Source organism: Streptomyces sp. NH27, from assembly GCF_056859195.1.
Map to the genome: position 1 here is coordinate 1 of NZ_JACEGK010000093.1, position 18,035 is coordinate 18,035.

Genomic DNA, 18,035 nt, shown 5'->3' on the forward strand with positions numbered 1-18,035 from the left:
GCCGCTATGATCGGTCCGGCGACAGAAATGGCGGTGGTCGTGTTCCACGTGGAACACGACCACCGCCATTTGCTTTGGCCCAGCGGGCCCGGGACTGCGTCAGCCGATGAAGTCGGCGAGGTCCCTGACGAGGGCGCCCTTCGGCTTCGCGCCGACGATGGTCTTCACGACCTCGCCACCCTTGTAGACGTTGAGCGTCGGGATCGACATGACACCGTACTTGGCCGCGGTCACCGGGTTCTGGTCGATGTTGAGCTTGACGATGGTGATCTCGTCCGCGTGCTCCGCGGCGATTGCCTCAAGCGACGGGGCGATCTGGCGGCACGGGCCGCACCATTCGGCCCAGAAGTCGACCAGCACAGGCTTGTCGCTGGCGAGGACCTCCTCCGCGAAGGTTGCGTCCGTCACGTGCTTGGGCTTGGTGTCGCCCGTGGTGTTCTCGGCCACGGCGGGCCTCCTCAATCAGGTTGTGGTGCGTATGGGGGGGAGTGCTGACCCGAGGTCAGGCGGTCTTCGCGGCGTCGGTGAGCGCCGCGAGGTAGCGCTCGGCATCCAGCGCGGCCGAACAGCCGGTGCCGGCGGCGGTGATCGCCTGGCGGTAGGTATGGTCCACGACATCTCCGGCGGCGAACACCCCCGGGACGTTGGTGCGGGTGCTCGGCGCCTGCACGGTGAGATACCCCTCGGCATCAAGGTCGAGCACACCCTTGAACAGCTCGGTCCGCGGGTCGTGGCCGATCGCGATGAACAGTCCGGTGACCGGCAGTTCGGAGGTCTCGCCGTTCTTCGTGTTCCGCAGCGTCAGGCCGGCGAGCTTGCCGTCACCCGTGACCTCCGCCACCTCGCTGTCCCAGACGAAGGAGATCTTCGGGTCGGCGAACGCCCGCTCCTGCATTGCCTTCGATGCCCGCAGAGTGTCCCGGCGGTGCACGATCTTCACCGACTTGGCGAACCGGGAGAGGAAGGTCGCCTCCTCCATCGCGGTGTCGCCACCACCGACCACAGCGATGTCCTGGTCGCGGAAGAAGAAGCCGTCACAGGTGGCACACCAGGAGACGCCGCGGCCGGAGAGCTGGTCCTCGTTGGGCAGGTTCAGCTTGCGGTGCTGCGAGCCGGTGGTGACGATGATGGCTCGCGCCCGGTGAACCGTGCCCGCCGAGTCGGTGACCGTCTTGATGTCACCGCTGAAGTCGACCGCGACGACGTCGTCCGGAATCAGCTCGGCGCCGAAGCGCTCGGCCTGGGCCCGCATGTTGTCCATCAGATCCGGGCCCAGGATGCCGTCCCGGAACCCGGGGAAGTTCTCCACCTCGGTGGTGTTCATCAGCGCACCGCCCGCGGTCACGGAGCCTTCGAAGACCAGCGGGTTGAGAGAGGCACGCGCCGTGTAGAGCGCAGCGGTGTACCCCGCGGGCCCTGAGCCGATGATGATCACGTTACGGACGTCGGTCACGGAGTTTTCCTCGTCTCTGCGAACTACTGCGGGGCCCTGGCTGGACTCTCGTCCTCCCTAACGGATACTACGGGCCCGGCATTCCCATGTCGGTACGCCGCTCGTGTGCCCGTCCGGCACCGGCTACTGACGGGGATAGGTGCTCTGGAAGAGGACCTTGCCCGGAGTGTCGGCCGAGCAGGAGGCGTTGACGACGAAGGCGTCCACGAGGCTGCTGTCGGCTGGGTGCGGCAGCACCACGAGATACGACTCGATGCCCTGGAATCGGTCCTCGCCGACGGCCAATGGCGTCTCGGTCCGGTGCGTGGCCTTGAGCACACATGAAGGCGTGTCGGCCACAACCTGGCCCTGGCCTTGGTCCTGTCGGTGGTTCGGCGTCGAGCCGGCGCCCATACTGGGCCCGCTGAGCAGCGGGGTGCTGTCGTGGTCGGGGGCCGCAGTGGCACCACCGCCGGCCCGGTTCGGGGAGTAGGTCCCGGCGAGCAGCTGCCGTACCTGGTCCGCGATCGAACCTGTCACCGGCGTGGAGTCCAGTCGCTTGGCGCCGGCGGCGCTGGTGTCGTTGCTCGACGAGTTTCCCCCGGCCGACACCACCCCGTAGACGATGCCGCCGAGTGCCAGGAATCCGACCGCCCAGCCGGTCGCGAGCGTGAAGGCCCGGCGCCGACGTCGGCCGGACTGGTCGGACCGGCCCGGTCCCGTTCCGGCAGCAGGACGACCGACGGGAGTGGCGGATGTTCCACGTGGAACACGGCTCGCTCCGTTCGGCGATGTTCCACGTGGAACATCGCGGTGTGGAACTTCGGGCCGACCCTCTTGGTCGCCCGCTACCTCGGTGGCGAGTGCCGCGTCGATCCGATCGGCCACGTCGGTGGGCATCCGCTTCGGCGCCGGCAGGTCACTGAGCAGGCCGCTGATCTCCGTGAGGGTGACCAGTACTTCGGCGCAGAGCGAGCAGTCCGCGAGGTGCAGGCGGACCTCTGCCGCCCGCTCCGGCGTGAGCAGGTCCTCGGTCAGGTCGGAGATCTCCGCGACCTCGGGATGCGGCTTGCTGTCCGGTACCGACGTCATCGGTGTCCACCTCCGTCCTGCGTCGATCCTGCCGGTGGGACGGATGTCCCCTCCGCCCGGTTCCGTCCGTCCTCCGCGGCGGGCCGCTGTCCAGGTGGCCGATCAGGGGATGGCCGATCGGCTGTCGGTGCGGCCGGCCCGGCCGATGCCTCCACAGTGCCGGCCCGTAGGTGACGCAGAAGCGGCAGCAGACGGGCCCGCCCGCGGGCGCAGCGGCTCTTCACGGTGCCGATCGGCACATCGAGAACCGCGGCGGCTTCGGCGACCGGATAGCCCTGCATATCGACCAGCACCAGCGCGGCACGCTGCTCGATGGGGAGCGTGGCGAGCGCCGCCAGCAGCTCCTGGTGCAGTTCACCGCGCTCGGCGGGTGCCTCCGCGGACTCATGCGGCTCCATGAGCGCGTCGAGGTTCTGCTCGTCCGCGACTGGTGAGGTGCGCCGGGAAGCGGCCCGCCGTATCCGGTCCAGACAGGCATTCACGGTGATGCGGTGCAGCCAGGTGGTGACGGCCGACTGGCCGCGGAAGGTATGGGCGGCGCGGAAGGCGGACACCAGCGCGTCCTGGACGGCGTCAGCGGCTTCCTCACGGTCCCCCAGGGTGCGCAGGGCAACCGCCCAGAGCCGGTCCCGATGACGCCGCACCAGTTCGCCGAACGCGTCGGGGTCACCCGCGACATGGCGAGCGAGAAGCTCGGCGTCACCGAGTGTGCTTCCCTCCACAGCAGGCCCCCTCGTCCGCCGGCCGTCGGCTGTTCAGCCCGTGACGTGGATCTCGGAGACCTTGCCACGGAAGTGGCCGTCCGAGGTGGGCGGCAGTGTGGTGAGCCAGACCAGCAGGAAGCGCGCGGACACCTTGCTGGTCGGGGTCAGCGTCACTTCCGTGCCCGAACCGCTGGCGACCTTGGAGAAGGTCGTGAAGCCGGTCGGCATCGTCGTCGTCGCGGTGGGCGCCGCGAGCAGGTCCACCGACGTCTGCCCGACGAAGTCCACCTTCACGTTACTGACGTTCTTGGCGCTGCCCAGGTCCAGGATCAGTCCGACGCCCGGCTTGAGGTTGCCGAGGTTGGCGCTGTTGTACCAACTGGTTTCCCAGGCGGTGGACGGTTTGTTGTCGTAGGCGAATTTCACCGTCGTCGGGTTCTCGCCGCCGTCGCTACCGAACGGGTCGTAGTCCTTGGCCGTGACGATGGCGATCGGCTTGGCGGACGGATGCGTCGGAGCCTGGCCGCCCTTCTGGCCGGTGGGCGTCGGGGTGGCGGAGCGCCCCTCCCGGGACTGCAGGGTGTCCGCGAGCTGCCAGCTGCCCAGGCCGATCGCGACGATCAGCAGCGCAGCCACGGCCCACTTGAGGACCTGGCCGGTGCGGCCCGGCAGCGCGGGCGGCGGTCCGGCGAGCACGGTCGCCTGGCGGGTGGCACCGGGCCCCGGTGGCGCTGGAGGCCGGTGGAAGGACGCCACTCCGTAGGCCGGTGGGGGCTGCTCAGGCGGCCGGATGCGCGGGATACCCGCGACGGCCTTGGCCAGCTCCTCCGGGGTGGTGCAGGGCGGCTCCTCGCGAGAAGCGGTGGCACCGTCGTTGGCGAGGGCGCGCGTCGCGATCTCCGACAGCCCGCGGTGGACGCCGGCCCGGACCTGGTCGGGGGCGATCAGTCCGACGCCCTTGGGCAGGCCGGTCAGACCGTGGGCGTCCACCTCGTACGGCCAGCGCTGGGTCAAGGCGGCGTACAGCAGCGCGCCGATCGCCTCGGTGTCCTGCCGCTGCGGCTGGTCCGACTTGAGGCCGCGCAGCGCCGCCGCGACGGCGAGCCCGCGGATGCGGTACTGGCCGGAGACGGTGCGCAGCACCGCGCCGGGATCGAGCCGCAGATGCGCCAGGCCCTCCCGGTGGGCGGCCGCCATGCCCTGGGAGACCTGGCTGACCATCTGGTACGCCTCGTGCGGCTCCAGCGGGCCGGTCCTGAGCAGGTCGGTGAGCGAGATGGCGTCGGGCAGCCATTCGTGGATCACGTAGACGAGGTCGTTGTCCTCGACGGCGTCGAGGACCTGGACGAAGCGGGGGTCGCCGAGCAGAGCGGCGGAGCGGGCCGCGGCCATCACCGGGCGGACCTGCGGGTGGTCGGCGGGCAGTACGTGGACGCCGACCGCCCGGCGCAGCTTCTCGTCGACCGCTCGCCAGCTGCTGAAGCCGTCGACCCGGGTCACGCATTCGGCGAGCTGGTAGCGGCGGGCGAGCTTGTGGCCGCTGTGCAGATCGGGAGCGGCGATCCGGGGCCTGGCCGGAGCCGGGGCGGGCGCGGGCGGTGCGGCGGCCGTCTTGGTGGCGGTCCTGGCGGACTCTGCGGCCGCCTGCGCGGCTTCGGCGGGTCGCTCGGTGCCACCGGGCTTGGTGGGCTTGGCGGGCTTGCTGGTGGGCCGCGCCGGTTCGGCGGTCGGGACGGCTTCGAGGAGTTCGGTCGGTTCGGCGGCGCCGGGGTCCTCGTCGGCCGGCTCGATCTGTACGGTGTCCTGGCCGGTGCTCTCGCTCGGTGGCCCCGCGATCGGTTCGACGGCTGCCGGTTCGGTGTCGGGCTTCTCCTGGGCTGTGGTGTCCTCGGCGGTGCCGCTGGTCTGCTCGTCCGTCGTGGTGCCGTCGGGAGTGGCGCTGCCCTGCCGGGCGGAGGGCGAACCCTCGCCGCCCTCGTTGGCCACTCCGACGGCGGCCGTGCTCCGATCCGCCACCGTCGTTCCTGCCTCCCCATCCATTGCACGTTCTCACGTCACGCCGATGACAATTGTGCCCGCACTCCGGCTCTATGCACGACACACAGCCCACCATGATGGTTGTGCGGTACGGCATGGGAAAGCCGGGTCGCGCGTTCAGCGGCCGAGACGACCCCGCACCATCCCGATCATCGCGGTCATTTCCTCGATTCTCATCCGCTTGGCCGCGATTACGAACACCCCCAGCAGCAGTCCGCCGCCGACCACCAGGGCGGCCATCGAGCCGGCCGCGCCGCCGCCCAGCGCCTTGAGGATGATGACCACGGCGACCCCGGCCACCGCGGCGGCGGGCACGCAGGCGCCGGTCAGCCGGGCGTAGGTGCGCATGACCCGCTTGCCGTCCAGGTCGCCCTGCAACCGCCCGCGCAGCCGCTTGGCGGCCACCCCGACGCCGACCGCGTAAGCGAGGCCGTAGGAGAAGGCCATGCCGACCACGGCCCAGCGGGTGGGCAGGATGAGGAAGGAGATGACGGAGGCGATCGAGTTCACCGCGGCGACCACCACCGTGTTGTAGAAGGGGGTGCGGGTGTCCTCGAAGGCGTAGAAGCCGCGCAGGATCACGTATTGGGCGGAGAACGGGATCAGCCCGACCCCGAAGGCCATCACGATGAAGCCGATGTTGCGGGCGGATTCCGCGCCGGTGCTGGCGTACAGCAGGCCGCACATCGGCACGCCCAGTGCCAGGAAGGCGAACCCGGCGGGCACGATGGCCACCGCCGACGTCCGCAGGCCGTAGGAGATGTCGTCGCGGACCGAGGTGATGTCGCCGTCGGCGGCCGCTCTGGAGATCCGCGGCAGGACCGCCGCCATCACCGAGACGGTGATGATGGCCTGCGGCATCTGCCAGATCAGCAGCGCGTTGTTGTAGGCGGTGATGCCCGTGCCCTGATAGCCGCTCTTGTCGGCGTCGGCGCCCGCCCAGGTGGCGAGCTGGGTGACGACGATCAGCCCGGCCTGGTTGGCCAGTACGAAGAAGAACGTCCACTTCGCCAGTTTGGCGGTGTGGCCCAGGCCGTGGCCGCGCCAGTCGAAGCGGGGCCTGAACTTGAAGCCCGCGTCGCGTAGGTACGGCAGCATCGACAGGGACTGCACCACCAGGCCCAGCAGGGTGCCCATGCCCAGCAGCCGGGCGCCTTGCGAGGTGATCGTGCTGGAGTCCATCCGGGTGCTGCTGAAGGGGCCGTAGACCCAGATGAACATCAGGAAGGTGAAGATCACCACGATGTTGTTGAGCACCGGCGTCCACATCATGGCGCCGAACCGGCCGCGGGCGTTGAGCACCTGGCCCATCACCACGTGCACGCCCATGAAGAAGATCGTCGGCAGGCAGTAGCGGGCGAAGGAGATCGCCACGTCGTACGAGTCCGGGTTCTGCGCGATCTTCGGGGACATCATCTTGACCAGCAGCGGCGCTCCGACAACGGTGATCGCCACGATGCCGCCCAGCACCACCATGACCACGGTCAGCAGCCGGTTGGCGTAGGCCGCGCCGCCGTCCTCGTCGTTCTTCATCGCGCGGGCGAGTTGCGGTACGAAGACCGAGTTCAGACCGCCGCCGATGGTGAGGATGTAGATCATCGTCGGCAGCACGTTGGCGACGGCGTAGGAGTCGCCGAGGGTGGCCACACCGATTGCGGCGGCGATGACCAGGGTGCGCACGAAGCCGGTCACCCGGGAGACGAGGGTGCCCGCGGCCATGAGCGCGCTGGACTTGAGGATGTTGCCGGCCTTGCCGCCACTGGTGGGTGCGACGACCGGGATCTGCCCGGTGGCGTCGCGCGGCGGCAGTCCGGTGCCCTCCACCGGACCGCCGGCCGGCACCCCGGCCGGGACCGGCTGCCCGGGCTGCGGCTGGTACGCCGGGGCGTACCGGGGGTCGGCGTAGCGCGGGTCCACGTAGCCGGCGCCGGCGCCCTGGCCGTACTGCCGGGGATCGACCTGCTGCGGGTCGACGTAGCCCTGCTCCATGTACTGGTGGTCGCCCTGGTACGTGGTCGGCTGCCCGTACGGCTGCTCCTCGTACGTGGGCTCGGAGTAGCCGGTGCCTTCGTTGTCGGGGACCTGCGGATAGCCGTAGGGCTGCGCGTAGCCGGGCTGGGGCTGCTGGTAGTAACCCTGGCGCGGGTCCTGCGGCTGCTGGTACGCCTGCTGATAGCCCTGCCCCTGCTGCTGCGGGTCCTGCTGCGGTGGGGTGTAGCCGCCCTGCTGCTGGTCGCGGAAGAGGTGCTCGTAGGCGTCGAAGACCGGCAGGGCGCCGGTCTGGCCGAGGTCGTCGACGTAGAGCGAGGCCGGGTTGTCGCCGTACGTCATCTGCTGGTAGCTCGCGGGCGGCTGCTGCTGCCAGTACTGGCCGCCGTGCTGCTGGGCCGGCGGGGGGTACTGCTGCTGCGGGGGGTGCGCCGACTGGTCGTAGAACTGGTCGCCGGACGGGCCGGGCCCTGCTGGGCCCGGCTGGGGATACTGCTGCGGGTACGGCTGCTGGTAGGCATAGCCGTCCTGCGCATAAGGGTCGGGTGGCGCGGTGTGCTGCTCGGGCGTGTGAGGCATCTGGCCCGCAGCGTCGCGATCACCGTCGTACGGCGCGTTCATCAGTGCCCCACCTTATTGTCCGCTGGCTATCCGTCCACTTTCTCACCTGCCGGGGATGGCTCGGTGCTTTCCTGGCCGGTGTCAGCAGCAGGGTCACCCGGCTGCTCGGGGCCGGTGCCGTCGGTGTCGCCGCCGTCGTCGCCGTCCGCTCCGCCGTTCGTGCCACCGTTCGTGCCGCCTTCCGCGGCTGCGTGGCGTTTGCGCTGACGATAGATCCGTACCCCGGCGAGCACCAGAAGCAGCAGACCGGCCGCGATGATCAGCATCACCAGGTCGGTGACGTTGGTGAGCTGGACCTTGAAGTCCACGGTGTCGCCGTACAGCGAGCCGTTCTGGGTGTAGAGGTGTGCGCTGATCTGAGCCGGACCGTTGGCGCTTGCCGTGGTCTGGAATTTCAGGGTACGGGTATGGCCGCCGTCGATGGTGATCGGCTGTTGCGGGTCCTTGATCTTGAGCCGGATGTTGGAGTTGGAGCTGAGCCGCAGCACCAGGCCGTTGATCTGCTGGCCCAGCTCGTTCTTCACGGTGACCGGGATGGTGCCGCTGCGGCCGGAGAGTGTGAGATTGGATTTCGGCAGGATGTGGACCGATTTGATCAGGTCGGTGAGATAGGTGCCGATCGAGTCGCGGTACGCCTTCTCGCCGCTGTCGTCGCCGCGCCACCCGGTGGAGGTTGCCCGCAGCATCGCGTTGCGGAACGGCACGGTCACGCGGTCCTTGATGGTGAGGATCACCACGAAGTCGTTGAGGTTGAGCTGTACCTCGTGGAGTTGCCGGAAGGCGTCTATGGGCAGTTCCTGCTTGCGCAGCGACTTCGGGTAGGCGCTGGACGAGGGCACCTTGTGGTTGGCCCGCGGGTCGGCCTTGGCCTTCGCCGCGGTGCCGTAGTCGGCCGGGGCCGCCCACTGGCTGCCGTCCGCCGCGGCGATCGCGACCGCCATCGCCTTCGCCTGCGAGATGCTCGGCATGCGCTGCGGCGCCACCACGATGGTGCGCTGCTTGTCCGGCGCCTCAAGGGTGATCAGCAGGGTCTGCGCGAGATAGTCCTGGATCGCGAGGGTGGCGTTCTGCGTCTTGCTCATGTCGCCGTCGAAGTCGGTGGACAGCACTGCGTCGGTGTTCACCGCGGTGGTGCCCCCGCCGATCGGGCGGGCCGAGGTCGGGGTGTAGTCGAGTGTCGCGTGCTCCTGGAGGGAGTCGTTGCGGGTGATGATCTGGTCGGCGCCGGAGGCCCGCGCCACGGACACCACGGACGGGTCGATCGCGCCGTCCACCGGCCAGGCCACGTTGGTGATGGACTGGACGCCGAGGATGAGGTCGACCGTGGTCTTGCCGAGCGCGGTGCCGGTCTTCACCAGGTTGAGGTCGCTGTTCAGCCCCTTGGCGTGGTGGGCGAGCGAGGCGATGTCCGGGTCGCCGAACGGCAGGGCCACCACCTGGTGCCCGGCGACCGCCGTCTTGAGTGAGTTCAGCCACTGTTTGGCGACCGCCGAGCCGGTGCCCTGCGTGGGGTGAGTGACATCACCACCCGGTCCGGCCACCCGGTAGGGCTTCGTCATCGCCTCGACGGTGGCCAGCAGGTCGGGGTCGACGATCCACGTGACCTGCAGGGTGCTGCCGAGCCTGACCATCTCCGCGAGCCGGCCGCCGGGCTTGAGCTCCGTGACCAGGTCGTCGTCGGTGAAGATCGGGCTCTGCTGGGAGTCGCTGTCGCCGCGCGGGTCGATGTGCGGCCGGTCGGTGAGCGGCCACAGGTTGGTGATCCGGGTCGACTTCGCGCCGCTGCTGTTGCCGTACCAGGGCAGGAAGATCCGTTTGATGCCGAGGACGTGGTCGGTGGGCACCTCGGCGTTCTGGCCGTCCAGGGCGATGCCGACCACGTACACACCGCCGGCATCACCGAGGTAGAGGGCGCTCAGCGGGATATTCATGGTGAACGGGGCGCTCTGCCCGGGTGCGAGGTCCGGCATGTCTTTCTGGTGGCCGTTGATGTCCTTGCCGTCCAGGGAGACGTCGAAGCCGGTCCTGGCCTCCTCGCTCTGCAGCGCGCTGCGTGTGTGCACCGCTCCGCCGGGCGGCACGTGGGCGGCCATCCGCGCATCGGTGATCTTCGACTTGCCGTTGTTCTTCACGGTGCCGGTCACCGTGATCGAGCCGCCCGAGGACGGGATGCGGGGGCTCATGTCATTGATGGTCACCGCGGCCGCACGCGAGCCGGTGGCGGCCGTTGCCGCGAGTTCGGGTGCGGCGTGTGAGGCGGTGGCTCCTACGGCCTGCAGCAGGCCGGTGAGGAGCGTGGCTCCGGCAAGGAGTGCTGTGCCCCGCAGCAGCCGTCGGCGCGGTCCTGTCGGAGCCCTACCGGCTGCCTGTGCCGCCTCGCCCACGCGCTCGCCCGTCCCTCGTTCGTCGTCTGCCGGTGGGTGTCACCGGTCGGTCGTCCGTTTGCCTTGTGCGTCCTGCGGAAGTGCGTGGTGGCATGTTAACGATCGTCGCGGTGTCCAAGTGCTGTGCGTCCGCCACAGGTACGCCACAGCTCATGGGAAACCGGCGCGCCAGGGCCCGCCCGAGCCCCGTACCCTTTGACGTTGTGCCGAACGTCAGCAATGCCGCCCAGACCCCGCAGGCCCACCACCGGATCGAGCCGGTGGCCGAAGACCTCGGCGGGTTGTTCAGCGCCGCCGGCTTCAAGCTCGCCTTGGTCGGCGGCTCGGTCCGGGACACCCTGCTCGGCCGGCTCGGCAACGACCTGGACTTCACCACCGATGCCCGGCCCGAGCAGGTTCTGAAGATCCTGCGGCCGTGGGCGGATGCGGTGTGGGAGGTCGGCATCGCCTTCGGCACGGTCGGTGCCCGCAAGGATGTGCCCGCCGGCGAGGGCGAGGGGGCCAAGAGCTTCCAGGTCGAGGTGACCACCTACCGGTCCGAGGTGTACGACCGGACGTCGCGCAAGCCGGAGGTGTCCTACGGCGACACCATCGAAGAGGACCTGGTGCGCCGGGACTTCACGGTGAACGCGATGGCCGTGGCGCTGCCCGAGACGGAGTTCGTGGACCCCTACGGCGGCCTGGACGACCTGGCCGGCCGGGTGCTGCGTACGCCGGGTACCCCGGAGTCGTCGTTCTCCGACGACCCGCTGCGGATGATGCGGGCGGCCCGGTTTGCCGCGCAGCTGGACTTCGAGGTGGCGCCCGAGGTGGTTGCCGCGATGACGGCGATGGCCGACCGGATCACGATCGTGTCCGCCGAGCGGGTCAGGGACGAGCTGAACAAGCTGCTGCTCTCCGACCGCCCCCGCAAGGGACTGCGGCTGCTGGTGGACACCGGGCTCGCCGACCAGGTGCTGCCCGAACTCTCGGCGCTGCGGCTGGAGCGGGACGAGCACTTCCGGCACAAGGATGTGTACGAGCACACCCTGACCGTGCTGGAGCAGGCGATCGACCTGGAGACCGACGGGCCCGACCTGGTACTGCGGTTGGCCGCGCTGCTGCACGACATCGGCAAGCCGCGGACCCGGCGCTTCGAGCCGGACGGCCGGGTCTCCTTCCACCACCACGAGATGGTGGGCGCCAAGATGACCAAGTCCCGGATGACGAAGTTGAAGTACCCCAACGAGCTGGTGAAGGACGTCTCCCGGCTGGTCGAGCTGCATCTGCGCTTCCACGGCTACGGCAGTGGCGAGTGGACCGACTCGGCCGTACGCCGCTATGTACGCGACGCCGGCCCGCTGCTGGAGCGGCTGCACAAGCTGACCCGCTCCGACTGCACGACACGTAACAAGCGCAAGGCCGCGGCGCTGTCCCGTACCTATGACGGGCTGGAGGCGCGGATCTCCGAACTGCAGGAGCAGGAGGAACTCGACGCGATCCGTCCGGATCTGGACGGCAACCAGATCATGGGGATTCTCGGGATCGCGCCGGGACCGGTGGTCGGCAAGGCATACCAGCACCTGTTGGAGCTGCGGCTGGAGAACGGCCCGCTCGGCGAGGGCGCGGCCGTGGCCGCGCTGAAGGAGTGGTGGGCGGCGCAGAGCTGATGCGGGCGGCGATCGGGTCGATGTTCCACGTGGAACATCGGCCGTCTCCGGTCCGACGTGCTCAGCCGTTCTCCTCTGCTTCTTGTTCCACGTGGAACATTGTCGGTCGATGTTCCACGTGGAACATCGCGTAGGCGACCGCCGCGTAGATCAGCGCCAGGGCGATCACCAGCGTCGAGGAGCGGCCGTCCGACGGCAGGATCAGGGCGGCGATCGCGGCGGCGCCGACGAAGGCGACGTTGAACGCCACGTCGTACAGCGAGAACACCCGGCCGCGGTAGGTGTCGTCGACATGGGTCTGAACGACCGTGTCCGTGGCGATCTTGGCGCCCTGTGTGGTGACGCCGAGCGCGAAGGCGGCCAGCATCATCGGAGTCTTCGCAAACGGCAGTGCCAGTGGCGGCAGCAGTAGTGCGGACCCGGCCGAGCAGCCGGTGATCCACCCGGTGGTGCCGAACCGGGCGGTTGCCCAGGGGGTGACGATCGCGGCGGCGAGGAAGCCGGCGGCGGACAGGCCCAGGGCGAGACCGAGCAGGGCGAGCCCGGCGTTGCTGTCGGAGGGGTCGGACCAGGCGTAGCGGCACAGCATCAGCAGCGTGACGGTCAGGGCGCCGTAGCAGAAGCGCATCGCCGTCATCGCCGAGAGCGCCTGGCGGGCGGTCGGCCGCTGTCGGAGGTGCCCGAGCCCCTCGGTGAGGCCGCGTGCGGTGCCGGCGAGTTCGGCGCGTACCCCGGTCCGGCCACCCCGGATGTCCGGCCCGAGCAGGTCGCGGCCGAGGGTGAGCGCCGACAGGCCCGCGCACAGGTAGAGCACGGCGGCCAGCAGCACGGTGGCCGCGTCGGCGCCCGCTCCCGCGGAGTGGAAGAGGTGCACGACGAACGCGGCGCCGCCGCCCACCGCGGCGGCCAGGGTGCCCGCCGTGGGTGACAGGGAGTTCGCCGTCACCAGGTGTTCGCCGTCCACCACCCGTGGCAGCGCGGCCGACAGTCCGGCGAGTACGAACCGGTTGACGCCGGTCACCGACAGCGCGGACAGATAGAAGAGCCAGTCCGGCACATGGAGCAGGATCAGCCCGGCTGTGCCGCACGACAGCACGGCCCGCAGCGCGTTGCAGTACAGCAGCACCTGGCGCCGTCGCCAGCGGTCGAGCAGCACCCCGGTGAACGGGCCGAGCAGGGAGTACGGCAGCAGCAGCACCGCCATCGCGGAGGCGACCGCCCCCGGTGACGCCTGCTTCTCCGGTGAGAACACCACATAGGCGGCAAGCGAGACCTGGAAGACGCCATCGGAGAGTTGCGACAGCAGACGTACTGTCAGCAGTCGTCGGAAATCCGGCAGCCGCAGCAGTACCCGAAGGTCACGCAGAACACCCATGTGCACACCTTCACACGACGGACAGGGCCCCGGGTGCGCGCCCCGGGGCCCTGCTCAGTCGATCGGGTCGGTCTACCGACCGTCACATCGTCGTTCTGCCGACGACCGCTTCAGCGTGCAACGCCTTCGAGCGGTGGTCGACGGTCCGGATGGAGGTTCAGCGCTCGACGTCGCCGCGGATGAACTTCTCGACGTTCTCGCGGGCCTCGTCGTCGAAGTACTGCCCCGGCGGGGACTTCATGAAGTACGAGGACGCCGACAGGATCGGGCCGCCGATGCCACGGTCCTTGGCGATCTTCGCGGCCCGCAGCGCGTCGATGATGACGCCGGCGGAGTTCGGGGAGTCCCAGACCTCGAGCTTGTACTCCAGGTTCAGCGGGACGTCACCGAACGCGCGGCCCTCAAGGCGGACGTACGCCCACTTGCGGTCGTCGAGCCACTGCACGTAGTCGGACGGGCCGATGTGCACGTTCTTGGCACCGAGGTCGCGGTCCGGGATCTGCGAGGTGACGGCCTGCGTCTTGGAGATCTTCTTGGACTCCAGGCGCTCGCGCTCCAACATGTTCTTGAAGTCCATGTTGCCGCCGACGTTGAGCTGCATGGTGCGCTCAAGCACCACACCGCGGTCCTCGAAGAGCTTCGCCAGCACGCGGTGCGTGATGGTGGCGCCCACCTGGGACTTGATGTCGTCACCGACGATCGGCACGCCGGCCTCGGTGAACTTGTCCGCCCACTCCTTGGTGCCGGCGATGAAGACCGGAAGCGCGTTGACGAACCCGACCTTGGCGTCGATGGCGCACTGGGCGTAGAACTTCGCCGCGTTCTCGGAGCCGACCGGCAGGTAGCAGACCAGGACGTCGACCTTGCGGTCCTTGAGGATCTTGACGATGTCGACCGGGGCCTCGTCGGACTCCTCGATGGTCTCGCGGTAGTACTTGCCGAGGCCGTCGAGGGTGTGGCCGCGCTCGACCGTCACGCCGGTCTGCGGGACGTCGGCGATCTTGATGGTGTTGTTCTCGCTGGCCCCGATGGCGTCGGCGAGGTCGAGACCGACCTTCTTCACGTCGACATCGAAGGCGGCCACGAACTCGACGTCACGCACGTGGTAGTCACCGAACTGCACGTGCATGAGACCAGGCACCTTGCTGTTCGGGTCTGCGTCCTTGTAGTACTCGACACCCTGCACCAGCGAGGTGGCGCAGTTGCCTACGCCAACAATGGCTACGCGGACCGAACCCATACCGGTTGCTCCTTGTGAAATAGTCACGCGGTTCCCCGATCCCGGGTCGGCCGCCGTTCTCTTGGTTGTTGTCTAGTCGTCCCGCTCGGAGATCGGACGCTCCACGCGTCCGGCCCGCTCGGTCTCGATCAGCTCGTTGAGCCATCGGACCTCGCGCTCCACCGACTCCATGCCGTGCCGCTGCAACTCGAGCGTGTAGTCGTCGAGCCGTTCGCGGGTGCGTGCCAGTGACCCGCGCATCTTCTCCAGGCGTTCCTCCAGGCGGCTGCGCCGCCCTTCGAGAACCCGCATCCGGACGTCCTTCGACGTCTGGCCGAAGAAGGCGAACCGGGCGGCGAAGTGTTCGTCCTCCCAGGCATCGGGGCCGGAGTGGGCGAGCAACTCCTCGAAGTGCTCCTTGCCCGCCGCCGTCAACCGGTAGACGATCTTCGCCCGGCGGCCGGCGAGGGGTGCGGTCAGCGGGTCGCTGTCCAGCGCCGATTCCTCGATCAGCCACCCCTGGGTGACCAGCGTCTTCAGGCACGGGTACAAAGTTCCGTAGCTGAAGGCGCGGAACACCCCGAGCGAGGTATTGAGCCGCTTGCGCAGCTCGTAGCCGTGCATCGGGGACTCACGCAGCAGACCGAGAACCGCGAACTCGAGGATTCCGGAGCGCTTGCTCAATCCCTCGTCCCCTCGTCTCCCGATCGGATGTGCTGCGAGTGTGCCGACCCGATGTATCGAGCCGATACATCGAGACGATAGAACGGGTCGACACATCATGCAAGGCGAGCCGCGGTGACCGGCGTCACATCGGCAAACCTGTGAGCAGCCAACTGCCCGATATGTGACGAACGTTCGTGCCGAACAGCATTTGACCGTGCGTACTCTGTTCGCCATGCGGAGCACCGGGAACCCTGTGGCGTCAAGGCGCGTCATGATCCTTGGTGCGGTGCGGCCCGATCCAGCCGCACGCAGGGGGACCCGACCGGAATGTCACCGATGCCTTCAGGCGATCCCGCCTGTCGAGGAGTAGCTGTTCAATGAGCGAGCACCGTCGCAAGCCGCCGCAGTCGCCGTCCGGCGGCCGTGCTGCCGCCCGGCGCGGGGGACAGCAGCCGACGCCCCCTTCCTCCGGTGGCGGGCGCGCCGCCGGAGGTTCCCCGCCCGGAGGTCCCCCGCCCGGAGACACTCCGTCGGACGGCACTCCGTCGGACGGCACTCCGGCCGGCGGTTCGCACTCCGCGGGTTCGCCTTCCGGCGGCCGCGGCACCGGCGACGAGCGGCAGCAGCCGTACGAGGGTCGCGCGGCCGCCCGACGGGCCGCTCAGGGACGCAGCAAGGGCGGCAGGCGCCGTGTGGCCGCCGCCGACAGCGCCGCCGGCGGTGGCCCCGCCGGACGGGCCGGACGCCGCCCGGGCAAGAAACGGTTCATCGACTACCCCCGCTACGGCAAGGAGGGCTGGCGCCACTGGATGCCCTCGTGGCGCCAGATCGCGGCCCTGTGCGTCGGCTTCCTCGGCACCGTGGTCGGCCTGATCGGGATCGCGTACGCGATGGTGAGCGTCCCCAACGAGAACCTCGCGGCCCAGGCGCAGAACAACGTCTACTACTGGGCCGACGGCAGCCAGATGATCGCGACCGGCGGTGAGGTCAACCGCCAGAACATCACGATCGACGAGATCCCCCAGGCGATGCAGAACGCGGTGATCGCCGGCGAGAACAAGACCTTCGAGACCGACCGCGGCGTCGACCCCAAGGGCATCGCCCGCGCGCTGTTCAACATGGCCAGGGGCGGCGAGACCCAGGGCGGCTCGACCATCACCCAGCAGTACGTGAAGAACACCCGGCTCGACCAGCAGCAGACGATCAGCCGCAAGTTCAAGGAACTCTTCATCTCGATCAAGGTCGGCGCGACGATGAAGAAGCCCAAGATCATGGAGGGGTATCTCAACACCTCCTACTTCGGCCGCGGCGCCTACGGCATCCAGGCGGCGGCTCGCACGTACTACGGCATCGACGCCATCAAGCTCAACCCGAGCCAGTGCTCCTTCCTCGCCGCGCTGCTCAAGGGTCCGACGTACTACGACCCGGCGGGCAACGTCAGCATCGACCAGCTGGCCAAGCCGGAGACCAACAAGAAGAACTCGATGATCCGCTGGAAGGACATCCTCGACCTCGAGGTCAAGGACAAGCTGATGTCCGCGACCGAGCGGGCGAAGTACACCAAGTACCCGATGCCCAACCCGCCCAAGCAGAACGCGCAGATGGCCGGGCAGATCGGCTACATGGTCAACCTCGCCAATATGTATGCGATCAGCAACAACATCCTCACCAAGGACCAGTTGAGCCTGGGCGGCTACCAGATCCACACCACCTTCCAGAAGCCGAAGGTGAAGGCGATGGAAGCCGCGGTCAAGAAGGTCCAGAGCGCGTCCATCAAGCCCGGCACCGGCATCCACATGTTCGAGGGCCAGGACGCGGACAAGTACGTCCAGTTCGGCGGCGCCTCGGTGAACCCCAAGGACGGTGCGATCCTGGCCGTCTACGGCGGCACCGACTACACCAAGCACTTCACCAACAACGCCGACGCGACCGGTGCCCAGGTCGGATCGACCTTCAAGCCGTTCGTGCTGGCCGCCGCGATGACCCACGGCGTCCGAAGTCCGAACGGTGGTGCGGTGCAGAGTGATGAGGAGCGGACGAAGGTGTCGCCGGACAGCCAGTTCAGCGGCAAGAACAAGCAGCAGATCATGGACTACAACGGCAAGCCATGGACCGGCTACGACAAGAACAACAAGCCGTTCCCGTGGTACCAGACGAACGACGAAGGCGAGAACTTTCCCAGGGTCACCCTGCGCAAGGCCCTGGACCTGTCGCTGAACTCGCCGTTCGTCCAGCTCGGCCAGGACGTCGGCACCGACAAGGTGCACGACGCGGCGATCGCGGCCGGCCTGACCGCCATCGACGGGAACGGCCTGAACGACTACAAGAACAGCGTCACCTACTCCATCGGTACCTCCTCGCCCAGCGCGATCCGGATGGCCGACGCGTACGCCACCTTCGACAACCACGGTCGCCAGAACGACCCGTACTCGGTCAGCAACGTCGTGTTCGACGGCAAGCAGATCTGGAAGCACCAGCTCAAGACCAAGGTCGCGTTCTCCCCGAACGTCTCGGACACCATCACCGGCATGCTCACCGACGTGGTGAAGAACGGCACCGGTACGCCGGCGCAGCTGCCCGGCGGCCGCCCCGCGGCGGGCAAGACCGGTACTACCGACGACAACAAGTCGGCCTGGTTCGACGGCTACACCCCGCAGCTCTCCACGACGATCGTCATGTTCCGGCGCGACGACACCGACAAGCCCGGTGGCAACGCGTTCCAGAAGATGTACGGCACCGGCGGTGCGAAGTCGGTCACCGGTAACTCCTTCCCCGCGCAGATCTGGAAGGACTACATGAGCGTGGCGATGGACGGCCAGCCGAAGGACGACTTCGAGAAGCCGACGGAGAACATCGGCCAGATCATC

General features: G+C 68.7%; 11 protein-coding genes and 1 pseudogene. 2 read left to right on the forward strand and 10 right to left on the reverse strand.

Annotation, left to right across the window (positions count from 1 at the left end):
• Positions 1-99: 99 nt before the first annotated feature.
• The 7 genes from trxA to AC13HU_RS10620 all read right to left on the reverse strand — a co-directional run bounded on the left by trxA (position 100) and on the right by AC13HU_RS10620 (position 10,259).
• The gene (gene trxA / locus AC13HU_RS10590; protein WP_483041532.1) at positions 100-447 is read right to left on the reverse strand and encodes a thioredoxin; all 348 of its coding nucleotides are present in this window, start codon (positions 445-447) and stop codon (positions 100-102) included.
• A gap of 55 nt (positions 448-502) precedes the next feature.
• Positions 503-1,453 carry a thioredoxin-disulfide reductase gene (gene trxB / locus AC13HU_RS10595; protein ID WP_483041533.1) on the reverse strand — a complete coding sequence of 317 codons (951 nt, stop codon included), beginning with the start codon at positions 1,451-1,453 and terminating at the stop codon, positions 503-505.
• 123 nt (positions 1,454-1,576) lie between these two features.
• Positions 1,577-2,524, reverse strand: a complete 948-nt coding sequence (locus tag AC13HU_RS10600; protein ID WP_483041534.1) for an anti-sigma factor family protein — start codon at positions 2,522-2,524, stop codon at positions 1,577-1,579.
• Positions 2,521-3,246: an RNA polymerase sigma factor SigM gene (gene sigM / locus AC13HU_RS10605; RefSeq protein ID WP_483041535.1), complete on the reverse strand. Its 726-nt coding sequence runs from the start codon at positions 3,244-3,246 to the stop codon at positions 2,521-2,523. The genes AC13HU_RS10600 and sigM overlap by 4 nt, the downstream gene beginning before the upstream one ends.
• A gap of 33 nt (positions 3,247-3,279) precedes the next feature.
• Complete coding sequence (locus tag AC13HU_RS10610) at positions 3,280-5,244, reverse strand: protein kinase family protein (protein ID WP_483041536.1); 1,965 nt, start codon at positions 5,242-5,244, stop codon at positions 3,280-3,282.
• A 138-nt stretch (positions 5,245-5,382) separates the two neighbouring features.
• Entirely contained in the window at positions 5,383-7,875 is a 2,493-nt protein-coding gene (gene murJ, locus AC13HU_RS10615) for a murein biosynthesis integral membrane protein MurJ (RefSeq protein ID WP_483041537.1), read from the reverse strand.
• A 26-nt stretch (positions 7,876-7,901) separates the two neighbouring features.
• Positions 7,902-10,259, reverse strand: a complete 2,358-nt coding sequence (locus AC13HU_RS10620) for a DUF6049 family protein (RefSeq protein ID WP_483041538.1) — start codon at positions 10,257-10,259, stop codon at positions 7,902-7,904.
• A gap of 203 nt (positions 10,260-10,462) precedes the next feature.
• On the opposite strand from AC13HU_RS10620, the gene AC13HU_RS10625 reads away from it, so the two are divergent.
• Positions 10,463-11,908 carry a CCA tRNA nucleotidyltransferase gene (locus tag AC13HU_RS10625; RefSeq protein WP_483041539.1) on the forward strand — a complete coding sequence of 482 codons (1,446 nt, stop codon included), beginning with the start codon at positions 10,463-10,465 and terminating at the stop codon, positions 11,906-11,908.
• A gap of 61 nt (positions 11,909-11,969) precedes the next feature.
• Here the strand turns inward: AC13HU_RS10625 and AC13HU_RS10630 are convergent, their stop codons facing one another.
• From AC13HU_RS10630 to AC13HU_RS10640, 3 genes and pseudogenes are all read right to left on the reverse strand, one after another.
• Positions 11,970-13,283: an MFS transporter gene (locus AC13HU_RS10630; protein ID WP_483041540.1), complete on the reverse strand. Its 1,314-nt coding sequence runs from the start codon at positions 13,281-13,283 to the stop codon at positions 11,970-11,972.
• Positions 13,284-13,440: 157 nt separating this feature from the next.
• Positions 13,441-14,523, reverse strand: coding sequence for an inositol-3-phosphate synthase (locus AC13HU_RS10635; RefSeq protein WP_483041541.1), 1,083 nt, complete (start codon positions 14,521-14,523; stop codon positions 13,441-13,443).
• A 96-nt stretch (positions 14,524-14,619) separates the two neighbouring features.
• Positions 14,620-15,186: pseudogene (locus AC13HU_RS10640) on the reverse strand (PadR family transcriptional regulator); the annotation flags it as partial.
• Positions 15,187-15,545: 359 nt separating this feature from the next.
• Between AC13HU_RS10640 and AC13HU_RS10645 the strand changes: the two are divergent.
• On the forward strand, positions 15,546-18,035 hold a 2,490-nt coding region (locus tag AC13HU_RS10645; protein ID WP_483041542.1), incomplete at its 3' end, for a transglycosylase domain-containing protein.

Excerpts from the sequence above, each read along its gene's own strand:
- AC13HU_RS10600 (WP_483041534.1), bottom strand. The coding sequence starts at position 2,524 with ATGACGTCGGTACCGGACAGCAAGCCGCATCCCGAGGTCGCGGAGATC.
- murJ (WP_483041537.1), bottom strand. The coding sequence starts at position 7,875 with ATGAACGCGCCGTACGACGGTGATCGCGACGCTGCGGGCCAGATGCCT.
- AC13HU_RS10630 (WP_483041540.1), bottom strand. The coding sequence starts at position 13,283 with ATGGGTGTTCTGCGTGACCTTCGGGTACTGCTGCGGCTGCCGGATTTC.
- AC13HU_RS10635 (WP_483041541.1), bottom strand. The coding sequence starts at position 14,523 with ATGGGTTCGGTCCGCGTAGCCATTGTTGGCGTAGGCAACTGCGCCACC.